This is a genomic window from Terriglobales bacterium, from assembly GCA_035567895.1.
GTDB lineage: Bacteria > Acidobacteriota > Terriglobia > Terriglobales > Acidobacteriaceae > Gp1-AA112.
The window spans coordinates 1-23,242 of record DATMPC010000050.1 but is presented as its reverse complement, the minus strand read 5'-3'; the positions used below and the strand labels follow the sequence as shown (position 1 = coordinate 23,242).

At 56.3% G+C, this 23,242-nt stretch carries 19 protein-coding genes; 17 read left to right on the top strand and 2 right to left on the bottom strand.

Translation table 11 applies throughout. From position 1 onward, the window contains the following. The 5 genes from VNX88_10840 to VNX88_10820 all read left to right on the top strand — a co-directional run. Positions 1-389 (top strand): SDR family oxidoreductase (locus tag VNX88_10840; protein ID HWY69156.1); only part of this gene is annotated, 389 nt, incomplete at its 5' end. A gap of 58 nt (positions 390-447) precedes the next feature. Beyond that, the gene (locus VNX88_10835) at positions 448-1,368 is read left to right on the top strand and encodes an SDR family oxidoreductase (protein ID HWY69155.1); all 921 of its coding nucleotides are present in this window, start codon (positions 448-450) and stop codon (positions 1,366-1,368) included. 88 nt (positions 1,369-1,456) lie between these two features. Beyond that, positions 1,457-2,059 (top strand): NmrA family NAD(P)-binding protein, encoded by a 603-nt coding sequence (locus tag VNX88_10830; protein ID HWY69154.1) that lies wholly within the window; start codon positions 1,457-1,459, stop codon positions 2,057-2,059. 12 nt (positions 2,060-2,071) lie between these two features. Next, positions 2,072-2,320: a hypothetical protein gene (locus VNX88_10825; protein ID HWY69153.1), complete on the top strand. Its 249-nt coding sequence runs from the start codon at positions 2,072-2,074 to the stop codon at positions 2,318-2,320. A 245-nt stretch (positions 2,321-2,565) separates the two neighbouring features. After that, a complete protein-coding gene (locus tag VNX88_10820) occupies positions 2,566-4,458 on the top strand; it encodes a CocE/NonD family hydrolase (protein HWY69152.1) in 1,893 nt (630 codons plus the stop codon). 278 nt (positions 4,459-4,736) lie between these two features. Here VNX88_10820 and VNX88_10815 read toward each other — a convergent pair whose 3' ends face one another. Continuing rightward, positions 4,737-5,246, bottom strand: a complete 510-nt coding sequence (locus tag VNX88_10815; GenBank protein HWY69151.1) for a hypothetical protein — start codon at positions 5,244-5,246, stop codon at positions 4,737-4,739. A 178-nt stretch (positions 5,247-5,424) separates the two neighbouring features. Between VNX88_10815 and VNX88_10810 the strand changes: the two genes are divergently transcribed. Beyond that, positions 5,425-7,164 carry a winged helix-turn-helix domain-containing protein gene (locus VNX88_10810; protein HWY69150.1) on the top strand — a complete coding sequence of 580 codons (1,740 nt, stop codon included), beginning with the start codon at positions 5,425-5,427 and terminating at the stop codon, positions 7,162-7,164. Between the two features lie 632 nt (positions 7,165-7,796). On the opposite strand, the gene VNX88_10805 is transcribed toward VNX88_10810, so the two are convergent. Then, complete coding sequence (locus tag VNX88_10805) at positions 7,797-10,238, bottom strand: HD domain-containing phosphohydrolase (GenBank protein ID HWY69149.1); 2,442 nt, start codon at positions 10,236-10,238, stop codon at positions 7,797-7,799. Between the two features lie 380 nt (positions 10,239-10,618). Between VNX88_10805 and VNX88_10800 the strand changes: the two genes are divergently transcribed. The 11 genes from VNX88_10800 to VNX88_10750 all read left to right on the top strand — a co-directional run. Then, positions 10,619-11,953, top strand: coding sequence for a sigma 54-interacting transcriptional regulator (locus VNX88_10800; protein ID HWY69148.1), 1,335 nt, complete (start codon positions 10,619-10,621; stop codon positions 11,951-11,953). A 116-nt stretch (positions 11,954-12,069) separates the two neighbouring features. Then, a complete protein-coding gene (locus VNX88_10795) occupies positions 12,070-13,026 on the top strand; it encodes a sigma-54 dependent transcriptional regulator (protein HWY69147.1) in 957 nt (318 codons plus the stop codon). A gap of 98 nt (positions 13,027-13,124) precedes the next feature. Beyond that, on the top strand, positions 13,125-13,991 hold the full coding sequence (locus VNX88_10790; protein HWY69146.1) for an ABC transporter permease: 867 nt from the start codon (positions 13,125-13,127) through the stop codon (positions 13,989-13,991). Continuing rightward, complete coding sequence (locus VNX88_10785; protein ID HWY69145.1) at positions 13,988-14,794, top strand: ABC transporter permease; 807 nt, start codon at positions 13,988-13,990, stop codon at positions 14,792-14,794. Before VNX88_10790 ends, VNX88_10785 begins: the two co-directional genes overlap by 4 nt. Then, positions 14,794-16,512 carry an ABC transporter substrate-binding protein gene (locus VNX88_10780; protein HWY69144.1) on the top strand — a complete coding sequence of 573 codons (1,719 nt, stop codon included), beginning with the start codon at positions 14,794-14,796 and terminating at the stop codon, positions 16,510-16,512. The genes VNX88_10785 and VNX88_10780 overlap by 1 nt, the downstream gene beginning before the upstream one ends. A 5-nt stretch (positions 16,513-16,517) precedes the next feature. Next, a complete protein-coding gene (locus VNX88_10775; protein ID HWY69143.1) occupies positions 16,518-17,408 on the top strand; it encodes an ABC transporter ATP-binding protein in 891 nt (296 codons plus the stop codon). A 202-nt stretch (positions 17,409-17,610) separates the two neighbouring features. Next, entirely contained in the window at positions 17,611-18,168 is a 558-nt protein-coding gene (locus tag VNX88_10770; GenBank protein ID HWY69142.1) for a DUF1697 domain-containing protein, read from the top strand. Between the two features lie 186 nt (positions 18,169-18,354). Then, entirely contained in the window at positions 18,355-19,680 is a 1,326-nt protein-coding gene (locus VNX88_10765) for an HlyD family efflux transporter periplasmic adaptor subunit (protein HWY69141.1), read from the top strand. Next, on the top strand, positions 19,677-20,933 hold the full coding sequence (locus VNX88_10760; protein HWY69140.1) for an efflux RND transporter periplasmic adaptor subunit: 1,257 nt from the start codon (positions 19,677-19,679) through the stop codon (positions 20,931-20,933). The genes VNX88_10765 and VNX88_10760 overlap by 4 nt, the downstream gene beginning before the upstream one ends. Next, entirely contained in the window at positions 20,930-22,231 is a 1,302-nt protein-coding gene (locus VNX88_10755) for an HlyD family efflux transporter periplasmic adaptor subunit (protein ID HWY69139.1), read from the top strand. Before VNX88_10760 ends, VNX88_10755 begins: the two co-directional genes overlap by 4 nt. Next, positions 22,228-23,242, top strand: a 1,015-nt coding sequence (locus VNX88_10750) for an ABC transporter permease (GenBank protein ID HWY69138.1), incomplete at its 3' end; no start/stop codon positions are given. The genes VNX88_10755 and VNX88_10750, both read left to right, overlap by 4 nt.

The following is a 23,242-nucleotide window of genomic DNA, read 5'->3' as shown; positions in this document are numbered from 1 at the left end:
CCTTCCTGGTACTCGCGCAGGCGGCTCAACATGTTCTCGATGGCGGCCGCATCATCGCTTTTTCCAGCAGCGTTCTCGCCAAGTCCTTCCCGACTTACGGTGCCTACATCGCTTCCAAGGCGGGAGTCGAGGGGCTGGTCCATGTGCTGGCCAACGAACTGCGTGGCAGAAACATCACGGTCAATGCGGTGGCGCCGGGCCAGGTGCAAACAGAGCTGTTCCTGAAGGGCAAGAGCGACGCACGGATCGACGAATTAAAGAAGATGAATCCGCTCGAACGGCTTGGCCTCCCAGAAGACATGGCAAATGTAGTGTCATTCCTCGCCGGCCCTGAGGGAGGCTGGATCAACAGCCAGGTTGTGCGCCCCAACGGCGGCTTTGTCTACTGATTGGAGTTCGGAACCTTGCAAAGACACACGAGACACCAGGTAGAAGGAGGAGTCAATCATGAAGAAGGTAATCGTAATCACTGGAGCTTCGAGCGGATTCGGCGAGCTAACCGCGCACGCATTGGCCAAAGCCGGCCATATCGTGTACGCCAGCATGCGCGAGACCAAAGGACGCAACGCGCCGCAAGTCGACGCGGCAAAGAAGTTTGCGGCAGAAAACAGGGTCGATCTGAGGACTATTGAACTCGACGTGGCATCGCAGTCCTCGGCCGACGCCGCGATCCAAAAGATCGTGAGCGACAACGGTCACCTGGACGTTGTGATCCACAATGCTGGACACATGGTGTTCGGTCCGGCTGAAGCCTTCACGCCCGAACAACTCGCGGAGTTGTACGACGTGAACGTGCTTAGCACCCAGCGCGTGAACCGCGCGGCCTTGCCTCAGTTGCGCAAACAAAAGAAGGGTCTTGTGGTTTGGGTGTCGAGCAGCAGTTGCGCGGGCGGAACGCCGCCCTATCTGGCACCCTACTTCGCGGCAAAGGCTGCAATGGATGCATTGGCCGTGGTCTACGCGCGCGAATTGACCCGCTGGGGTATCGAGACCTCAATCATCGTTCCCGGTGCCTTCACCGGTGGCACGAACCACTTTGCGCATGCCGGTTCTCCCGCGGACAAGGCGCGGGTCGCTGAATACGAAGCGGGTCCTTATAAAGGCTTCGCGGACGATGTACTCAAGGGTTTCTCCTCCATCGTGCCTCCTGATGCAAATGTCGAGGGCGTTGCGGACGCCATCGTCAAGGTAGTCGATGCTCCCTTTGGCAAGCGGCCTTTCCGTCTGCACATCGATCCCACACAGGATGGTGCGGAGGTTGTAAACATGGTTTGCGACAGGGTACGCGCTGAACTCCTGCGTCGGATAGGCCTCAACGATGTGCTGACGCCGAAGGACTTCACTGGTCAATCGAAAAGCGCCGCCTAGTCCATTCTTTGGCTGTGATTTTTATTCTTACGATCGTTCGCCGTCATGAGCGGAACTGCCTTTGAACGGTCAAGGAGAAACCAATCCAATGTTTGCAATTACTGGAATCACCGGCAAAGTTGGTGGAGAGGTGGCGCGCAACCTTCTGGCCGGTAACCAGCCTGTCCGAGCTGTGGTGCGCGACCTCCGTAAAGGCGAAGCTTGGGCACAGCTTGGCTGCGACCTCGTGCGTGCGGATATCAATGATGCTGGGGCGCTCACCTCAGCATTCAAAGGGGCCGAAAGCGTGTTCGTGCTCATTCCGCCGAACTTCGATCCGTCGCCAGACTTTCACGAGGCGCGAGCGACGGCCGCCACATTGAGATCGGCGCTCGCGGCAGCGCGTCCGGGCAGAGTCGCATACCTGTCCACGATCGGCGCACAGGCGACTCAATCGAACCTGCTTACGCAGCACACCATTATCGAGCAAGTGCTTGGAGAGTTGTCGATGCCGATTACCTTTCTGCGGCCAGGATGGTTCATGGAGAACTGTAGCTGGGATGTCGCTTCGGCGACCAATGACGGTGTGATTCTGAGCTTCCTGCAACCCATCGATAAGCCGGTACCGATGGTTGCCACAGCCGACATTGGCCGTGTAGCTGCCGAACTGCTCCAGGAGACCTGGAAAGGCCACAGAGTCGTCGAGTTGTAGGGGCCGCATCGTGTGACTCCTAACGAGATCGCGACCACCTTCGCTGATCTGCTTGGCCGTCCTGTGAGAATGGAACCGGTACCGCGCGAAACTTGGGAGTCGCTATTCAAATCGCAGGGCATGAAGAACCCCACACCCCGCATCAAGATGCTTGATGTCTTCAACGAAGGCTGGATCGAGTTCGAGAGCGCTGAGGCTGGCTCTCGAAAGGGAAAAGTCGCGCTGGAAGCCGTGCTGCAAACGCTCATCGAGTCGAGATGAAATTAGTGATCGTTCCCCGAGAAACGCGCTTGTGATCATCGCAGCCCGAACTCCCGGATGGTCGGCAACTCGGAAGTAATAGTGTCGGCCACGAAATTGGCGGCTTGCAAGCCGGCATTGCCTTCGGGAGAGTGTTCCGAACACCTCGTTCAATTGCCCTTTTTTGCCGATTTGACGTTCTCTCCCCAGACGCGTAATTTCATCCTTTTTATTCTCAACCCTTCCAATCTCGAATCGGAGAACTGATGAAGTCTGCACTCTTATTGCTTGTTGCGCTGCTGGCGGTCGTCGTCTTTGCTGAGGAACGGAAGCCGGAGCCTTTCGAATTAAAGGCCCACTACACGAAGTACGAATACCGGATTCCGATGCGCGACGGCGTTCATCTCTTTACCTCCGTCTATGTCCCTAAGGATGCGTCGCATCCGTATCCGTTCCTGATGACGCGCACGCCTTACAGCGTCGCTCCTTACGGCGAGGACCATTACCGAACCAGGCTGGCGCAGTCGGAGGCTTTCGAGCGGGCTGGCTACATCTTTGTATTTCAGGATGTTCGCGGGCGGTATCAGTCGGAGGGACGCTTTGTAGATATGCCTCCGCAATTCGATCGTCCCAGTTCGCCTAAAGACGTCGATGAGAGCACGGATACCTACGACACCGTCGAATGGTTGTTGAAGAATGTGCCCAACAATAATGGCAAGGTAGGCATCTACGGAATTTCCTATCCGGGATTCTTCACGTCGGCGAGCATCATCAATTCGCACCCGGCGATCAAGGCCGCGTCACCGCAGGCCCCAATGACAAACCTGTTTGACGGAGACGACGGCTACCACGGCGGAGCCTTCATGTTAGCTGCGAACTTCGGCTTTTATGCTCGCTTCAAGCCGCGCAGCACCGACCTGGAGCTGCCTCCATCCCAGCCGTTTTCGCCGTACGAATACGGCACCACGGACGGCTATGAGTATTTTCTGCGCCATTACCCGATCGCGAATCTGGAAGCGATGGTCGAGAGTCCGCTGTTTGACGATCAGGCAAACAATGCCGTTTACAACGATTTCTGGAAGCCGCGCGACCTCTCGCAGCACATGAAAGGCGTGAAGTGCGCGGTGCTGACCGTGGGCGGGTGGTTCGATGAGCAGGATCTGGAAGGTCCGTTCAAGACCTACCACGCCATCGAGAAGAGCAATCCGGGAATTTTCAACGGTATCGCAATCGGACCATGGACGCATGGCGGCTGGGCGACCTATCAGGGGCAGCGCATGGGCCGCGTGCTTTTCCATTCCAACACCGCCGATTATTATCGCGATCACATCATCCTGCCGTTCTTTGAACAGTATCTGAAGGGCAACGGCGACGCTCATCTGTCCGAAGCCAACGTCTTTGAGACCGGCAGCAATGTCTGGCGGCAGTACTCCGCGTGGCCTCCCAAGGAGGCGCAGAGCAGGTCGCTTTACCTGCGTGCGAACGGAAAGCTCTCGTTCGATCCACCGGCTTCGGGCGAAGCGGCCTTCGATGAGTATGTGAGCGATCCGCGCCACCCGGTCCCATTCCTCGGGTACGCGGCTATTGGAGTTCCAAAAGAGTACATGGTCGGGGATCAACGCTTCGCGTCCAAACGTCCTGACGTGCTGGTCTACGAGAGCGACCCACTGCAGGACGACGTTACCTTGGCCGGTCCCGTGCTTCCCCACCTGCAGGTCTCTTCCAGCGGTACCGATTCGGATTTTGTGGTGAAGCTGATCGACGAGTATCCGGCAGACTTCGACGATCCCCCTCCGCAGGACGCCCCTCGCCCCACCGATATTGAGATGCCGCAGGAAAAAATGGGCGGATACCAGATGCTGCTGCGCGGTGAGCCCATGCGCGCAAAATTCCGCAACGGCTGGGACAATCCGCAGCCTCTGACTGCCAACGAAGTCACGGCGGTGAACTACGACATGCCGGACATTAACCACACCTTCCGTCGCGGACATCGCATCATGGTGCAGATCCAAAGCTCGTGGTTTCCCCTGGTTGACATGAATCCGCAAACTTTCACCGACATTCCCAAAGCGAAACTCAGCGACTTCAAACCGTCAAGCCAACGCGTGTACCACACCGCCGAGCATTCCTCGCTGTTGGTAGTGGGGATGGTGAAATAGCCGCGAAGTTTCGAAGTGCCGGCAACGCCAGCGCCGTTGGTGAGGTTCGATGGAGGGACACAGAGTTGCAACATACATAACAGTTACCAATCTGGCTTCCATCGCGAGCCTGCGTCTGAGAATCACTTCCCGATAGTCGGCTACGGAAGTTGCGATTGAGCGTAAGAGTTAGTTCCGAGTAACCCGTTATCCGGACCACAATAGGCTCCGGCGAGAGAAATTGAGCGCCTATTCTCACCTTCAGAGACGGAACTAAGTTTTAGAATTTCAGCGAATGCTCATTCGAAGCGACTCGCGACGCTCGTGGCGCAGCCGGTCACAATCAGGTTACCGTTGGTGTCGAAGATTTGAAGCGCAACTGTATCGGTGAACTCTTGCGCGTCGTTAGCGATCTCGATAACCCGGGTCAGCCTGTGGGTCTGCGTCCAGGCGCCGGCGGAGCTAAAAATGAAGGCCTCAGACACCGCGCTGTAAGTGTGGCCGTCCGTGTGCCGCCAGACACCCAGGCCGGTAGTGCTTAACGAGGGGAGCTGGCCTGCGGTCGTCACGCTTAGCGTACCCCCTTTGGCGAAGGTAAACATGGCCGGGAAGGTTCTCAGAGCTTGGCCCGTCTGACAGTCGCGGACTGTGACTTGCAGGCGCCACGTCCCTTCCAGGCCGTTGTGAGACTCAGCGTCCTGCGACTGAGACCTGGCTGTCAATCCGGACCCCAGAACCAGCATGCCGGCCAGAACCATTGCTGCTGTCTTACCGGAGGCTGCAAAGCGCTTCAGATTTCTTGATGTCATGGAGGGTTCTCTTTCTTGTTTTTGAATATCAATGATGTGGTTTCCGTCGCTGCGGCGATTACGAGGGCATAGTGACATTGGTCAGCATTGATGACCATAGACAGTGCCTGAAGTTAATCTGGAGTTTTTCTGAAGCGGCGGATAGCATGGTCCGGCCCGGTGGTGGCGATCTAGGCGTATGTCACAGCCTGATTCACACTCAGCGTTTCAATTTGGTGATTTCGAACTCGATATATCGGCCTACGAGCTGCGCAGAGGCCGGCAGCCGGTCCACCTTGAGCGCCACCCAATGGAACTGCTCATCCTTTTAGTAGAACGCCGTCGCCAGCTCGTCTCCCGCGCCGACATCGCAAAACGGTTGTGGGATCCAGGTGTCTTCGTTGACATCGAAATGGGAGTCAATACGGCGATCCGCAAGTTGCGACAAGCTCTGAGGGATTCGCGCGAGTCGCCGGCATTCGTTGAAACCGTTTCGGGCAAGGGCTACCGTTTCATCGCTCCGGTCAAGGCGGTCGCCCTGGGGCGCCACCAGGAGGCCATCGAATCGGTAGCGGTGCTGCCCTTCGCCAGCGACACCGCCGATCCCGACGCGGAATACTTGAGCGATGGCATCACCGAAACCCTGATCAACAATCTTTCCCAAATCCGGAACCTGCGCGTCGTCGCACGCAGCACCGTATTCCGCTACAAAGGAAAGGATATCGACACCCAAAGGGCGGGGAACGATCTGCACGTTCGCGCCGTGGTCTCGGGGAGACTGCTGCAGCGCGGGAATACGCTGATCGTCCGGGCCGAACTAATGGATGTTGCAACGGGCGCGCAGCTGTGGGGTGGCCAATACAACCGCAAGGCGGAGGACGTTTTTGCCCTCCAAGCTGATCTTTCCAGAGAAATTTCTGAGAAATTGCGGCTGCAGTTGACCGCCGATGAGAAGCAGCGACTGACGAAACACTACACGGAGGACGCCGAAGCGTATCGACTTTACCTGAAGGGACGCTACCACTGGAACAAACGGAACCCAGAAGGTTTTCATAAAGCCGTTGAATATTTCCGCCAGGCTATCGACCAAGACCCAGCTTATTCGCTGGCATACGCAGGTTTGGCTGACACCTACGCCTATTTGTCATTTTTCAACGTGGTCGCACCGCGGGAGGCAATGCCAGAAGCGAAAAGAGCCGCTGTGAAGGGGCTGGAGATAGACAAGGACCTCGCGGAAGCTCACGTCTCACTGGGATACATCAGCTTCACATACGATGGGGATTGGCCGACTGCCAGAAAGCACTTTGAGCAAGCCCTCGCCCTGAATCCGGCTTATTCCAGAGCTCACACGTTCTATCCTTTCTATCTCAGCTCTCTCGGACGATCAGAGAAAGCCGTGGAAGTGGCGAAACGCGCCTTCGATCTCGAACCTGCTTCCCCCGCTGTCAGCCATAGCCTAGCGGTACAGCTTTACCTCGCACGGAAATTTGACCGTGCTATCGAGCAGGCCCATAACACGCTGGAGATGGATGAGAATTTTGCCATCTCATATGCGGTGTTGGGACAGGTGTATGTCTCGAAAGGAATGTACCGAGAAGGTCTGTCCGCGCTGGAAAAGTATTCTGCATTGACCAAAGGCAGCGCCGCATCTCTCGCCCTTCTTGGATACGCGCATGCTCGATCAGGCGAGCCAGAGAAGTCGCTACAGATGATCGATAAGCTTAAGGCGGCTTCGAAGCAGTGTTTTGTACCTGCCCTTTTCGTTGCCCTGGTCTATGCGGGGCTGGAAGACAAAGATCAGGCCTTCACTTGGCTGGAGCAGGCTTACGAGGAACGCTTCAATCGCCTCGCTTACCTCAAAGTCGAGGCATTGTGGGACCCCCTACGCTCCGATCCCCGGTTCGCTGACCTTCTTCGACGCGTCGGCATTCCGCCGTAAGCTCGTTGATGGATATGGCCTATGGAGGGCAACGCTTACTCTATTAGAGCGTCCTTCACGATTCCTATTGAAAGATCCGCTTCTCACCACTAAATAAAAAGTCGATCTCGCGCCAAATCAGCATCCTCACTTAGACGTCCACTTGGCAGACCGTGCTGGTAGCCATCGGGAATTTGCCATTGGCCGTGTGCATCCCGCGGTTCTGGGCGAGTAGTCGGCAATCCGGAAGCTAGCAGTCGACCCGCAGACTCCGCGTACCAGATCGAAATGGCGGTCGCGGCTTAAAATCGAGAGGCTATGTTGACGGCTCAAGGCCGCAATCCACAGCGTGCGGAGCGTCCATTGGTTTTGGACGAGTGCGAATCCCTGATAGCTCCCTGTTAATTTCTTGAATCCCGCGAGAACGGGAATTAACCACTTTGTCGACAGCAGTTTCGCGAGAAATCCACAGAAAATCCCTGTTAATTCCCTGCCTTTGAGTGAAATTTGCAGATTTTGGGCAGAATTTGAAGATTTTGAGACCGAATTTGAAACTCCCCTGTTTTACTCCCTGTTTGCTGGAATTTCCGGAGAAACGAAAACCCCAGCCTTGCGGCTGGGGTTTTCTGCGAGGGCCCCGGGCTTGAAGGTGCTCAGTTCACCTTGGCGGCTCGAGGAACTTCTTGAGGAATGTCTACGCCGGCGTGGTGCTGTTGCTTTACCACGTACATGCGGCGATCGGCTTCGGCGAGCAGTTGCTCGGCATCGCGTCCGTCTTTCGGATAGTAGGCAGAGCCAACACTCAGCGACACGATTTCCTCACCGGTTACTTGCCTTCCCGCCTCAATGGCGAGATCGTTGAAGTAGGAGGTACGTTCCAGGCTTGCTTCTGGAGCGAGTCCGGGAGCGACGATTACGAATTCGTCGCCGCCCATGCGGGCTACGTAGTCGTATTCGCGGCAGGACTCTTTCAGCTTCTGCGCGAATACTCGTAGCAGGCGGTTGCCTTCGAGGTGTCCGAAGCGATCGTTCACCTGCTTGAATCCATCGAGATCGCAGACCAGCACCGTGAGAGTTTCTTCGTGGCGGCGGCAACGGGACATCTCTCGATCAAGGTGCAGGAAGAGCGAACGCGCATTGGGCAGTCCGGTGAGATAGTCGGTGGTTGCCGACGTCTCGGCCAGCCGGTACTTCAATGCATTTTCGATGGACAGTCCAAGCTTTGAGGCGATCGCCAGCAGGATTCGCAGGTGATCGTTGGTAAAGGCGTCCTTCTCGCAGTGATACAAGGACAACACTCCGAGCACGCCCTGCAAGCCTTCGAGGGGCACGGATAATGCGGAGCGCAGTGTGCTGAACTTGGTGTCATCAGCAAGATATCCCGGCTCGACCGATGGGTTGCCATTCACGATGGCCTTGCGATTCTGCGCTACCCAGCCGGAGAGGCCTTGGCCCATCGGAATCTGCAACGACGAGAACAAGCGGAAGTTGTCGCCAGTGACGAACTCAGGGACGAGGCGATCGTCCTTCTTGCAGTAGATCGCGATGGAGTCGTATGGAATCAATCGCTTCAAGCGCACAGACAACACTGAAAGCGTTTCGTCGAGCGAAAGCGAATTGCCGATGGTCTGGCTGAGCTCGAACAGCATCTGCGCTTCCTGACGTGCGCTCGCGATGGACGACAGGAACTCCACTTGATGAGCCTTTGCCACAACCGGCAGTTCGTCTTTGTTGCCTTCGTTGTGCTCGAGTCCTGCGGCAGGGGTGCCCTTTTCGACCTTTACGTCCGTAGAGAGCCTGACCAGCGGATGATCCTGATCCTGGGCCTGCCGCTCTAGCTCTTGATAGTGCCTCTTGAGTTCCGCAACTACTGCCGGATCGAAGCTAGTGCCCGCTTCCATCTCTACGTGGCGCATGGCTTCGTCCAGCGGCAGCGCGCGGCGATATTGACGATCAGAGGCGAGCGCATCCAGGCAATCGACTGCAGCCAGAATACGGGCTCCAATCGGAATCTCTTCTCCACGCAGGCCGAACGGATATCCGCTGCCGTCCCACTTTTCGTGGTGAGCACGTACGATAGGCACAACCGGATATGGGAACTGAACGCGCTGCAGAATCTCGGCGCCCACGATGGGGTGAATCTTCATCTTCTCGAATTCTTCGGGCGTCAGTTTTCCCGGTTTGGAAATGATGTGTTCAGGCACTGCCAGCTTGCCGATGTCATGGAGCAATGAGGCAGCCCTCAGCGCTTCTAATTCTTCTTCCGAGACCTTCAGCTGCTTCGCGACTTCGACCGCATACACGCGCACGCGCTTAAGGTGCTCATGGGTAGTGTGATCTTTGGCTTCGATCGCCAGAGCCAGTGCCTCAATGGTTCGCAAGTGCAGAGCGGCCATGTCTTCAACGTGGCCCTTCTCATGCTCCAGGCGTTCGAGGTACAGGCGGTACGAGCGATAGATCCAGTAGACCGCCGGGAAAGCGAGCAGCGAAGTTTCCCATCCGGCATGCTGGTTGATCAGGTGTGCTAGTCCGGTTAAGGCCGCACCAAACAGGTAGTACGGGAAGCACCAGAAATAGCATTCCTTCCAGGTCTTTGTGACCGGTTTGTTCTCGGTAAGCGAGATCACTCCCGCGATCGGAATCGTGTTGGCCAGGAAGTACACCGAAGCCGCAACCACCAGCGACAGCGGAAGGCTGCGTGCAAACCAGCGGTTGTTCACGAACTCGTAAGCCGAGTACGCAGCGCCGATCGCCAGCGCATTGCCGCCCAAGTTGAACGTGAGGTGAACTGGGGTGATTCTGCGTGACTTCCACAGGCTCTGAGTAATGATGCCCGTGAGGCCAATGAGCAAAGTTTCTGGAAGATTGAGTTCGACGATGCCGAGCAGGACGAACAGGAAGTTGACGGACATCGTCCCGTTCACGCCCGGTAGGCTTACCTTGAGCCCGGAAGCAACGGCGGCGATGACGATATACACCACCAGCCGCACTATTTCATGGGCTTGCCAGTTGAGCATTCCGTAGGCGAACACTGAGGCGCCTGAGAATGCGATCAATGTGATGAATGCACCAGCCTTAAGTCGGTCGGCCTGCATTGTTACCCTCGCACCCTCTAATCAAGCACTTCTCCTTCCACGGCCCCCTGTGAATAGAAAGCATAGATTTTTCTTTGTTTTGTGTAGCTTAGGAATAAATACCAAAATGAAAATCCACAGCTTGGGACACATTGGCTCAGTGCGCCAGCGCAACTGAGACAGCATGTCCTGCGGTTGCGCCACTATCAGGGAGTATCCGAGGCGACCGAACCAGTGTTTGAGAAGCCCTAGAAATAGGGCTTTTGGGAAGCCATTGTCAGGCCAAGTACCGCTTTTTATTTGAGTTGCGGTCATCTACTCTGCTGGCCTACACTCCGGCCCAAGGCTTCGAAAGGCCATTTCGTTTGAGCAGTGAACCTGTAATTCTAGACTTGCCTGGCGTGCAGGCAGTGTTTCGCAGTGAGTCAATGAGACGACTGCTGCAGATGGTAGAGCGCGTCGCCCACCATAATGCTGCGGTGCTCATCATCGGAGAAACAGGTACAGGGAAGGAATTGATAGCACGGGCCCTACACTTCCATTCCCAGCGAGGTGACCAACCTTGGGTCGACGTAAACTGCGGCGCGCTTCCAGAACATTTGGTCGAAAGTGAGTTATTCGGGTACGAAAAGGGGGCCTTTAGTGGCGCTGAAGGCTCAAAACCGGGGTTCTTCGAACTCGCAAGTAAGGGGACTTTATTCCTGGATGAGGTTGGCGAACTTGAACCCAAGCTGCAGGTGAAGCTGCTCCGCGTCCTAGATGGAGTGCCTTATTACCGCCTCGGAGGCACGAAAAAGGTAGTCGTCGATGTAAGGTTGATCGCGGCAACCAACCAGGAACTCGATCAGTCGGTAAAAGAGGGACGGTTTCGGGGCGATTTGTACCATCGCTTGTCGCAGTTTCAGCTGCGCGTGCCGCCATTGCGAGAGCGAAAGGAGGATATCGCGCTACTGGCAGAATACTTCCTGAAGGCAAACCATCCAGAGGCGGAACTTGCTCCCGCCGCCGCCGCTGCCCTTGAGGCCTATCCTTGGCCCGGCAATGTTCGCGAACTTCGCAACGTAATGCTGAGAACCGGAGCGTTATGCACTAACAACGTTGTACAGCTTTCGGATATGCCGCCCGAAATTGAGTTCTCTGAGCCGCGATTAAGCCGGGCTGCCACCGTTCCTCCGAAGATTGGTTCGATTCCCTATTCTCCTGTTCCAACGCCTCCGGCCACCGGGGCCCTGCGTGACATCAAGAAGCAACGGATTCTGGAGGCTTTGGCCAGGCACAGCGGACATCAAGGCTTGGCCTCCGAAGAGCTAGGAATCTCCCGTCGTACGCTCAGCCGTCAACTGAAGCAGATGCGCGAGCAATCGCAACAGAGCCCCGACAGCCTGGGTGTCCTCAGCCAGCGGCAGCAGAACTACTTTCGCAGTACCCTCGAAATACCTGTAAGAGTTAAGACTTCTGACGGCCATGAGTTCGTTGCTGAGGCCACCAACGTTAGCTTGGGCGGCATCGCTCTGAAAAAGGTTCCGTTTGAGGCCCAAAACGCCCTTACTCTTCACTTGAACTTCAACATTCCAGGGATCGAGGTACCAGTTGAAGCCGAGGCTGAAATTGCCTGGTGCTCTCGGGACGGACACGCTGGAATCAGATTCCGGCAGATTGAAGAGAGTTCCGCGACCGACTTGAAGCGCTGGATTCTGCAGAAGCAGCTTGAAGAGGGCTGGACTTCCCTAAAGTAACTGCAGCAGGTGACCGAAGGTAACCCCCTCTGGTCTTATCACTTTAGATTTCACACATCTTCAGCAGTAAGTTGTTACGTACACCTGAAGCTTTCCAGAATCAGCTTCTAAATCTCTTGCCCACTGACTCCAACCCGCAGATCCTGCTGGGTGTGCCCGCGATTGTGCACAGCCCTTCGCTTCAGCGCCTTATGGCGACCGCCGAGCGCATCGCCAAGACCAATGCCTCGGTGCTAATTACGGGAGAGACCGGAAGCGGAAAAGAAATCATCGCGCGAGCGATTCATCACTTCTCCTTGCGCTGTAGTATGCCCTGGATCGACGTGAATTGCGGTGCACTTCCCGAACATCTGGTTGAGAGCGAACTGTTCGGATACGAGAAGGGTGCCTTCAGCGGAGCCAATACCCAGAAAGCCGGCTTCTTCGAGTTAGCCCACGAGGGAACGCTATTTCTCGATGAAATCGGCGAACTCGAACCGCGCACGCAGGTAAAACTGCTGCGCGTGCTGGACGGAACTCCGTATTACCGCGTTGGCGGACTCAAGAAGGTTTCGACTGATGCCCGCATCATCGCTGCAACCAGCCGCGACCTGGAAGATCAGGTGGCAAAGGGCGCCTTCCGCAACGACCTGTTTCATCGGCTGAACCAGATTCATCTGCATGTTCCTCCGTTGCGTGAGCGCCGGGAAGACATCATTCCTCTCGCCAACTTCTTTCTGCATGCGGCGTATCCGCACCTGACGTTTTGTCAGGAAGCAAAACTGACGCTGGAGAATTATCACTGGCCAGGCAACGTTCGCGAGTTGCGTAATGTCGTGCTTACTGCGGCCGTCTTCTGTCCTAGCGAGACGATCACTGCACACGAATTGCCGAGCCACATTCAGGAATTCCGTCCGCGTCTTGATTCTGCGGATGCCCCGATCGCTGCACCACTCGACCGCATGGAGAAGGACCTCATCCTTCGGGCGCTCCGAGGTACGGAAGGCCATCAGCAAAAGGCCGCCAGAATTCTCGGCATCTCGCGGCGGACACTAAGCCGCAAGCTCCGCTCTTACGCCCTGCACAAAGGCTGAGTCGAGACGGTACTTGCGATGTTCCCTTCCCGTAGAAACGCTGGACGCCAACTGCTCACACTGTCATATTCCGAAGCAAGTGAGGTAGTGTTCGCGCGATGTCGCTGAAGGCCATCGGTCGACAATTGATCACAATTCTGCTGACCGCATTCATTGGTGGATTGCTCGGCGCGACACTCGTTCGCTTTGCCCCAGGATTTGGTGTGCAGGAAAGCGATTTAAATGCGCAACTGAGCGCTGAGACTCGCCAAGCCCTGCACCACCAAGACGCGCGTGAACGGAATGTGCTTTCCTACTATGCCCACTACCTGGCGCAACTCGCACGCGGCGACTTCGGATACTCCCGCTCGCTGAATCGTCCCGTTCTGGAACTGTTACGCGACCGAGTACCAGAGACTCTGTATTCGTTGGCGATAGGCCTAGGCGGCGGATGGTTGCTCGGCTTGGCGCTCGCGCTACCCGCAACCTGGAAACGATCTCCCTTGTACAGCACAACGGCTTCGCTGATCACTGGAGTCTTCCTGTGCATTCCTTCGGCCGTTTTGGCCCTTCTGTTTCTCGTGGTCGGCTCGCCTGGAAGGCTGGCGATTGCCTTGATTGTCTTTCCCAAAGTATTTCGCTTTGCTCGTAACCTCCTTATCAAGACTTACGCGATGCCCCATGTACTCACGGCCAAGGCTCGCGGATTGAGTGGGCTTCGCATTCTCGGCTGGCATGTAATGCCGAATATGGCGGCACCAATGTTGGCTCTCGCCGGCGTGACCGTCAGTCTCGCACTTGGCGCGGCGATCCCAGTTGAGGTGGTTTGCGATTATCCCGGTTTGGGACAGCTTGCCTGGAGATCCGCGCTCGCGCGCGACGTGCCTGTGCTCGTGAACCTCACGTTGATCATTGCGCTGGTCACGGTAACGGCAAATTCCTTTTCTGATCTACTGACTCCCACAGCAACGAGGGATGTGCTGTGACCGCCAGTCGGTGGGCTGCTGTAGCGCTGCTTGCGGTCGTCTTCCTCATTGCTCTCGCCGCCAACGTCATGGCCCCAGCGCCATATGCCAAGCAGTTCAGGCAGGACTTGAATCATCCGCCGGCACAGCAATATCCGCTCGGGACCGATGAGCTTGGACGCGATCGCCTCTCTCGTCTTCTTTATGGGATGCGCATTTCTCTGCTCCTTGCTCCAGCTGCCGCATTGCTGTCAACGCTGCTTGCCGCGCTGATTGGTGGCGCAGGTGCCTACATCGGTGGAGTTTCGGACCGGCTCACGAAGGTCGTAATAGATCTCTTTCTCAGCCTGCCCTGGCTCTTCCTACTTCTGACTGTACGTGCCTTGTTGCCGTTGGACATTCCCGCGGTCACGTCCATTGTGGTCACATTTGCCTTACTCGGAGCACTGGGCTGGGCTGCCTCGGCGCGGATCGTCGCCGCAACCGTGCGAGATCTCCGAAACTCAGAGTTTGTGCTGCAGGCAAGAGCTTCCGGATGCCCACCCCTGCGACTCCTTCTACGGCATGTACTGCCAAACGTAAAACCTCTACTTATCGCCCAGTTCTGGATCTCGGTGCCACTCTTTATTCTTACCGAGGCAAATCTGGGAATGCTCGGACTCGGAGTAACTGAGCCTCTTCCCTCCTGGGGAAATCTGCTGCGCGAACTTGAGAACTATGCGGCGCTCGCGCATCGTCCCTGGCTGTGGGCTCCTCTGATCTCTTTGGTACTAGTAATGAGCCTCTTTCAATTCATTCTTTCCGGTGAGGAGTACGCGGCCTAATGCAGAAATCGGGTGATCGGGTGACCCCACCCCAGCAACTGCAACACCGGCGCTTGCCGGGGACCCCGGTGATCGGGTCATCGGGGGAAGTAGCAGCCAAGGCTTCGACTATCTCCCTAGTGCTCTTATTGTCGGTCGCCTCGTTACTTTCAGGATGTACCCGCTCGATGCAGACCAGTAGTGAACTTCGCGTCACCATCAAGTCCGATCCGAAAACGTTTAACCCGCTCATGGCGGAGGATGACTCCTCCGACATCGTTCGCTATCTCACCGGCGGAGTTCTAATTCGAGTAAATCGTAAGACGCAAGAAAACCAGCCGGAGCTTGCGACGAGCTGGACCATTGACGAAAACGGCCGCCGCATCACGTTGAATTTGCGCCCCGGCGTGAAATTCTCCGACGGCACCGACTTTACAGCCGACGACGTCGTTGCCACTCTAAAGGCTGCCCTCGATCCCAATTTGCATTCACCAAAGGGCGATTCATTCCGCGCAGGCGGGGCTGCGACGATACAAGCGCAGGAAAAAGATAAGCTCAGCATCGAGTTTGAACATCCGATTGCCGGTATCGAGCGGCTCTTTGACGAGATCGCGATCTCTCCGGCTCGCACGGCCGGCAAGGCAGATTCTAGTGTCGTTTTGGGGCCGTTCAGCGTTGGCGAACAGAAGTCGGGAGAATACGTCCTGCTCAAACGCAACCCGCAGTATTGGAAAAAAGACAACTCAGGGCAGCAGCTTCCCTATCTGAGTACGGTCCGCCTTTATGTGCTCTCGAACCGTGACACGGAGCTCATACGGTTCCGGCAAGGTGACATTCAATTGATTAACGGCCTCTCTCCCGACCTTTATGAGCAGCTGCGCAGCGAGGATCCACCTGCTGCACGCGATTTGGGGCCATCGGTCGAACCTGAAGAGCTCTGGTTCAATGAAGTCGGCAGGTCGCCACTGCCCGAGTACAAGAAAGCATGGTTTCGTTCGCGCAATTTCCGGCACGCGATGTCAATGGCAATCAATCGCGCCGATCTGGCACGCGTAGCCTTTCGTGGGCATGCGACGCCTTCTATTGGAATAGTCAGTCCGGCAAACAGGTTCTGGTTCGATCAGAATTTGCAGCCAACGCCGTACGACCCAAACGGAGCACTTCAACTATTGAAGCAGGAAGGGTTCCGCAGAGATGGCGATGTGCTTAAAGACAAGGCTGGTCATTCCGTGAGCTTCTCGCTTATTACCAACGCGGGAAACAAGCCGCGTGAACGCATGGGCAGCCTGATTCAGCAAGACCTTCAGCAGATTGGCGTTACCGTGAACTTCGTTCCGCTCGACTTCCCTTCGATCATCGAGCGGGTAACCAGGACCTTTAATTACGATGCAGTTCTGCTGGGATTCACGAATGTCGACCTTGATCCGAATGCGCAGATGAATGTATGGCTTAGCTCCGCCGACCTTCACGAGTGGAACCCAGCTCAGAAGACTCCTGAGACACCGTGGGAAGCTGAGATCGACAAATACATGCGTGCGCAGGCGTCAACCCTCGATCGCAAGCAGCGAAAGCTAGCCTTCGACAAAGTGCAGGAAATCGCCGCCGAGGAGAATCCAACGATTCATCTCGTCGACAAGAATGCGCTAGTAGCTATATCGCCCAAAGTGAAAAATGCAGATCCTGTTGTATTAACTCCGCAAACCTACTGGAACATCGAGTATCTTTCGCTAAGCAAATGAGTGCGATGAAGACCAGAGATGTTGAAATGGAGCGGGAACCGGAGAGCGCGGCGAAGACCGAGCGCCGGGCGTCAGGCGAAACGACAAGGGCGGAATCACTGACGACGGCGGTGCCACTACTTTCTCTCGCCATTTCCGCTGACTATTCCGCAAAGCCCGGTGTCCTTCGCAATCTCAATCTGGAAATGCAACCAGGAGAGATCCTCGGACTAGTTGGGGAAAGCGGCTCCGGAAAGAGCACACTGGCCCTGAGCATTCTGCGACTGCTCGACCTCAAAGGCGGCAAAACATCCGGCAGCATCCGTCTCAAGGGACGCGAGCTAACAACTTTGTCGGAATCCGAGATGCGAAGCATCCGCGGTCGTGACATTGGACTAATTCTGCAAAGCCCAATGTCATCGCTAAATCCAGCTCTCAAGATCAGTACGCAGATGTACGAGACCTGGCGCGCACACGAGCCCGGCACCCGCAAGCAGTGCACCCCACGGTTTCTGGAGATCCTGCGGAGTCTGAATCTCGATGTAGACGAAAAATTCCTGAATCGGAAACCGGCTCAACTCAGTGTTGGCCAGGCCCAGCGCGTGCTCATTGCCATGGCAGTGCTGCATCGCCCTTCGCTGCTACTGGCCGACGAATGCACTAGTTCGCTGGATTTGATCACACAGAAAGAAGTGCTCAACATATTCCGCCAGCTCAGTCGTGATATGGGAACCGGTATCCTCTTCATCTCCCACGATCTGCTGGCAGTCTCATCTCTTTGCCATCGCATCGCGATCCTGCGCAATGGCGAATTGGTTGAAGTCGGACTCACGAGCGAGATACTTAAGCATCCATCCCATCCATACACGCGTGACTTGGTGAACGCCTTGCCGGTTCCGGAAGTACTCGATAGATAGACCTTGAGTTGATCAAGATGTGTCAGCCTTGCAGTCACGGAGCGCCGGGCGCTCTCGCCGGCGTACCGTCAACTGCTTCTTAACGTTAAAGGTAAACCCATGATCTTCGTACGCCCGGCGGGGCACCCGGCGCTCCGTTCATTTCATTCCTCCTACCATAACGAGCGATGCCGGCGAGGATCTCACGATATATTGTCCCGATATGCACGTAACCATTTCCATGCTCCGCGGTATTAATGTCGGAGGACACAACAAGATCAAAATGGATGCCCTTAGAGCGCTCTATGAGTCTCTGGGCATGAAGGACCCGCAAACCTACGTACAAAGCGGCAACGTCGTCTTTCGGACCAGTGAGCGCGATACCGTCCGGTTGGCAAAGAAGATTCAGAATGGGATCGAGAAAAGCTTTGGCTGCAGGCCGGAAATCATTCTTCGATCCTCAACCGAGTTAGAAGACGCAATCGCCCGGAATCCGTTCGCCAAGCGGCGCGACATTGAACCGAGCAAGCTGCTCGTCCTTTTCCTTGCCGGCGAGCCAAACTCGCAGGGACGGGAGAAAGTGCTTGCGATGAAAGCCGATCCCGAGGAATTGGGAATGAGCGGCCGCGAGGTTTACATCTACTTCCCGAATGGCATGGGAAAGACAAAACTCCCCTGGACGACGATTGAAAAGGCACTGGGAACTCCCGGAACCGGCAGAAACTGGAACAGCGTGACCAAACTGCTGCAGATGGCGCGCGAGCTCGAAGCTTCCAAGTAGTCCGATAGGCAGCTTGTATTGAAATCAAATATTCAAATTTCGGCCGCAAGTTCCCACAATAGTCCTCGTTCATAGCTTGGCTGACTGGTAACTAGTTCAGCTACTGAAATAGTGCTAACTCCCGATAGTGTCGTTCGTCCAAAAAGACGCTAAGATACTGGCGCTAGTCTCTGGATACTAGCGCAGATGGCGGGCCCTATCTTGAAGGACCTACTCGAAGCACCGGCGACCGGACACGCTGAACCGCCTGCTCAGCTTCAAGTTGTTCCCGCGCCGCCTAAGCGCCGCCGGATCACACTGCTTGTCGTCCTTATCCTGGGGATAGTGACGATTGCCGCTCTGCTGATCTGGCAGGGACTCAAACCCTCTCGAAATCAGACAAATGTCCAGGTAGCGGTCACAACCGTAAAACGTACGGACTTCGTTCGCAGCATTCGGCTTCACGGCACAGTAGAAGCCATAAACTTTCTGGCGATTGCCCCGCCCCGTTTGTCCGGTCCTGGAATGGGATCTCTGGTCATTACCAAATTGGCGCCAAGCGGAAGCCATGTGAGCAAGGGCAACCTGCTCGTCCAATTCGACCAGCAGCAACAGATCAAGAACGCCCTGGATCAGGAAGCCACTTACGTGGATCTGGTGGAGCAGATCAATAAGAAGAAGGCCGATCAGGCCACGGCGCGCGCCGCCGATGAGAGCGGATTGCGTCAGGCCGAGAATGACATGAACTCAGCTGCGGCTGAGGTCAGACGCAATGAAATTCTCTCGAAGATCGACGCCGAGAAAAACAATTTGGCCTTTGAACAAGCCAAGGCTACTTATGCGCAACTCCGCAAAACATTCGATCTCAAGCGGCAAGCTGCGCAGGCAGAGGTGAAGTCTCTAGAGATTCAGCGCGATCGTGCGAAAGCAGCGATGGAGTACGCACGGAAGAATACAGCGCGACTGGAGATTCACGCGCCCATCGACGGCATCGTCGTCCTGAACTCCGTTTGGAAGGGCGGCCAGATGGGAGAGGTGCAGGAAGGCGACGAGGTCCGCGCCGGGGTTCCGTTCATGCAGATCGTGAATCCCGGAACCATGCAGGTGCGCGCCCGGGTTAACCAGGCAGACGTATCGCTCCTCCGCGTCGGACAGCCCGTTCGCGTGGGTCTCGACGCTTATCCTGATTTGTCGTTCACCGGAAAAGTTGAGCGCATCGCCGCGATAGGAGTTACAAGTGGACTCTCCGACAGAGTCCGCTCGTTCAACGTGCTGTTTTCCATTTCGGGATCCGATGGCCGTCTTATGCCTGATCTTTCTGCATCGCTGGACATAGAGCTGCAACGTCTTCCGAACGTTCTCACTGTGCCGCGAGCCTCGCTTATCTCCTCCGGCGACGATCACTACGTGATGGCCGAAGATGGATCTACATATGAGAAGAAACCAGTTCAGATCGGTGGGGAGGACGATACGGTGGTGGTGGTTTCCGGAATTCCTGAAGGCAGCAAAGTTCTGAGCAACGTGAGTCGATGATCAACAAATTCATCAAGCCGCGCTGGCCGCTGGCGACTCTCTTTCTTCTGGTAGTTGCCGCCGCCATCTTCTTTAGCGTGCGCTCCTCGCATGCTGTGTCAAGCAGTGTGCCCACGGCCGAGGTCAAGCGTGGAGAATTTGTCGAGTACCTCTCGATTCGCGGAGAAATTAAGGCCCGGCAATCCAAGACGCTGACAGCGCCGTCTGCTGCCGGCGACTTGCAGATTGTCACGCTGGCGAAGACTGGCCAGCAAGTCAAGAGCGGCGATGTGGTTGTTCTGTTCGATACCACCACTCTCCAGCGCACACTGGAACAAAAGCGTACCGACCTGGCTTCCGCAGAGGCGGAGATCCGCCAGCAGGAAGCGCAGGAGCACATGACGCAGGAACAGGACCTGACCGACTCGCTGGCCGCGAAGTACAACGTGGAGAGTGCGCGCCTCGACGCAAGCAAGGCAGAGATCTTGTCTGAAATTGATGGCCAAAAGAACAAACTCACGCTCGCCTCATCGCAGGAGAAGCTCCGCGCAGCCCAGGCCAAGCTTGATTCCGGAAAACTAGGCTCGGCAGCCGACATCGCGCAGAAGAAAAAGAAGCGCGATAAGTCGCTGTTCGACGTGAAATTGGCAGAGCATCAGATCGCATCGCTCACCTTGCGCGCCCCCGGAGACGGCGTGGTGACAGTGCTTCCGAATTTCCGAGCCACGATGTTCGGCGGCAATGCCCCTGATTTTCGCGAGGGAGACCGCGCTTGGCCGGGCGCGGCCATCGCAGAGATTCCCGATCTAACCTCGATTCGTTTCGAGGCGCGCGTCGAGGAGGCCGATCGCGGCAAGCTGAAAGCCGACCAGGTGGCCAATGTTCACATCGACGCTGTTCCCGATTCCGATTTTCCCGGGCGTGTACGCGATATCAGCACGTTGGCGAAGATGGATTTCTCGAGCTGGCCGCCGATGAAGAACTTTACCCTCGACCTCAAGATCGACCGCACCGATCCTCGTATTAAGCCCGGCATGAAGGCGAATGCTCGCATCGCAGTGGATACTGTTCCCAATTCAGTTCTGGTTCCCACGCAGGCTCTGTTCCCAAAGAATGGCTCTACTGTCGTGTACGTGGAAGCTGGACGCAACTTCGCTCAGCGATCTGTGACAGTCGGACGCCGCAGCGGCGAGACCGCCCAGATTGTCGATGGGGTCAAGCCAGGCGAGCGCGTGGCCCTTAAAGATCCAACCGAGGTGAGTTCGAGCAAATGAAGAAGACTCGAATCATCATCGCCGTGTTCGCCTTGATCGTCGCGGTGCTCGGGACCAAGGGAGCTTTGATCGCAGCTCGCAGCCTCTCCTCCAAGGAAATCCCAATTCCCACTGCCCGAGTCGAGCGCGGCGATCTTCAGATTGACGTCTTCACCTCGGGCGAACTGCGCGCTCCGCACAGCGCTCCTCTGATCGCCCCGTCGGTGAACGGAACACTCCAGATCGTGTCGATGGCGAGCACGGGGACGGCGGTGAAAGTAGGAGACACCATCGTCCAATTCGATCCAAGCGAGCAGGAATACAACTTCGAGCAGAGCGAATCGCAGCTGCGCCAGGCTGAGCAGGACATCCTCAAAGCGAAGGCCGATGCTGCTGTACAGGCGGCGAAAGATCAGACCGATTTACTGACGGCGCGCTTCGACGTTCGCCGCGCCGAGCTCGAAGTTGGCCGCAATGAACTGGTAAGTTCGATCGACGCGCAGAAAAACAATCTCGCGCTCGAAGAAGCACGACGCAAGCTCGCGCAGTTGGAGCAGGATGTGAAGTCCCGAGCCACGTCGGGTGAAGCCGGAATCAACGTACTGGTAGAGAAGCGCAACGCTGCTCGGCTCGCCATGCAGGTCGCGCAGCACAACATCGAGAACATGACGTTGAAGTCGACCCTCGACGGCATCGTTGCAGCAAAAGAGAATCGCGATGCCACTGGCGGATTCTTCTTTCCCGGAATGATTCTCCAGGAATATCGTGCCGGCGACCTGGTTCAGTCCGGACGCGTACTGGCCGAAGTTCTCGATGTGAGCCAGATGGAAGTGCAAGCCAAGGTTAGCGAGACTGATCGCTCCAACATAGCACCGAATGAGAGCGCGGAAGTGCAGATCGACGCCCATCCCGGTGAAGTTCTACTGGCCAAGGTGAAGACCGTCGCCGGACTCGCATCGCGCGACTTCTGGAGTGGCAACTCGCAAGCCAAGTTTCCCGCCAGCTTCCGCCTGGAGCAGAGCTCTCCCAACCTGCGGCCCGGTATATCCGCCGTGGTGAAGGTCCATGGAGCGAAATTACGCGATGTTCTGTCTTTGCCCGCGCAGTCCTTGTTCGATAAGGACGGTAAGCCAGTTGTTTACGTAAAGCGCGGCGGCGATTTCGATCCTACGCAGATCAAGGTGAAGTATCGAACGGAGAGCCGCGTCGTGATTGAAGGCCTCAGCGAAGGAACAGAAGTTGCCGTGGTGAATCCGACTGGCAAGCAGAAATCCGGCGCCAAGGCCACCTCGGCTCTGGCGAGTGGAGCGATACGATGAGCGCGCCCACTTTCTCTTTGTCGAACCTAGAGCAGCTTAAGGCTCGTTATTTCCCCGATATTGGACTCGGATTTCAGAATCTTCTCCTGCACAAGCTGCGCTCTTTGCTCACGATGCTAGGCATGATCTTCGGCGTAGCCGCGGTGATCGCGATGCTGTCGATTGGAGCCGGAGCGCGCCAGCAGGCAATGGCGTTCATCGAACAGCTCGGCGTGCGCAATCTAATCATTGAGGCGCACGAAGCCAACTCATGGCAGGACCTTCAGGAGGCTCGCAAGAACTCGCCTGGGCTCACCCTCCAAGACTTTCGCGTAATTCAGGCCACTGCCAACGACGTAGTGGAGGCGACACCGCGCAAGCGATTCATTCCCACAAAGGTCCTGCCTAAGCCGCAAGGCGATCTTCCCGTCGTTTACGGAATCGCTGCGAACTACCAGAAAATCGCCGGACTGCGGATCGTCACTGGTCGCTTCTTCGACAATCCTGAAGCGGACTCAGCCGCTCCGGTTGCAGTCTTGGGCGAGGCTGCGCGATCGGCGCTCTTTGCGCAGGAGGAAGCTGTCGGCAAGTACATCAAATTGAATGAGCAGTGGCTGCGTGTGATCGGAGTGGTCGGGCCGCAGATGACCTCGGGCGCGGGCGTAGAAGGCGTGTCCACGCAGGACCTCAATAACCTGATCTACATTCCGCTCGCAACCGCGATGCTGCGTCTCGAAGACACGCGTAGCTTTATGAAGGATGAGATCGACGGCATTTACCTCCAGCTCGCATCTGCTGATGCCAGTCCAGGCACTGCAGAGATGGTTCACGGAGTCCTGAACGTCTCTCATCACGGCAAGAACGACTACAGCATTCTGGTTCCCGCGGAACTATTAGCCGAACAAAAACGAACGCAGCGCGTCTTCAATCTGGTGATGGTCGCAATCGCGTCCATCTCGCTCTTAGTTGGCGGCATCGGGATCATGAACATCATGCTCGCCAATATTCTCGAACGCACACGCGAGATTGGCG

Excerpts from the sequence above, each read along its gene's own strand:
- VNX88_10835 (HWY69155.1), top strand. The coding sequence starts at position 448 with ATGAAGAAGGTAATCGTAATCACTGGAGCTTCGAGCGGATTCGGCGAG.
- VNX88_10830 (HWY69154.1), top strand. The coding sequence starts at position 1,457 with ATGTTTGCAATTACTGGAATCACCGGCAAAGTTGGTGGAGAGGTGGCG.
- VNX88_10820 (HWY69152.1), top strand. The coding sequence starts at position 2,566 with ATGAAGTCTGCACTCTTATTGCTTGTTGCGCTGCTGGCGGTCGTCGTC.
- VNX88_10815 (HWY69151.1), bottom strand. The coding sequence starts at position 5,246 with ATGACATCAAGAAATCTGAAGCGCTTTGCAGCCTCCGGTAAGACAGCA.
- VNX88_10810 (HWY69150.1), top strand. The coding sequence starts at position 5,425 with ATGTCACAGCCTGATTCACACTCAGCGTTTCAATTTGGTGATTTCGAA.
- VNX88_10805 (HWY69149.1), bottom strand. The coding sequence starts at position 10,238 with ATGCAGGCCGACCGACTTAAGGCTGGTGCATTCATCACATTGATCGCA.
- VNX88_10790 (HWY69146.1), top strand. The coding sequence starts at position 13,125 with ATGTCGCTGAAGGCCATCGGTCGACAATTGATCACAATTCTGCTGACC.
- VNX88_10780 (HWY69144.1), top strand. The coding sequence starts at position 14,794 with ATGCAGAAATCGGGTGATCGGGTGACCCCACCCCAGCAACTGCAACAC.
- VNX88_10775 (HWY69143.1), top strand. The coding sequence starts at position 16,518 with ATGAAGACCAGAGATGTTGAAATGGAGCGGGAACCGGAGAGCGCGGCG.
- VNX88_10770 (HWY69142.1), top strand. The coding sequence starts at position 17,611 with ATGCACGTAACCATTTCCATGCTCCGCGGTATTAATGTCGGAGGACAC.
- VNX88_10765 (HWY69141.1), top strand. The coding sequence starts at position 18,355 with ATGGCGGGCCCTATCTTGAAGGACCTACTCGAAGCACCGGCGACCGGA.
- VNX88_10760 (HWY69140.1), top strand. The coding sequence starts at position 19,677 with ATGATCAACAAATTCATCAAGCCGCGCTGGCCGCTGGCGACTCTCTTT.
- VNX88_10755 (HWY69139.1), top strand. The coding sequence starts at position 20,930 with ATGAAGAAGACTCGAATCATCATCGCCGTGTTCGCCTTGATCGTCGCG.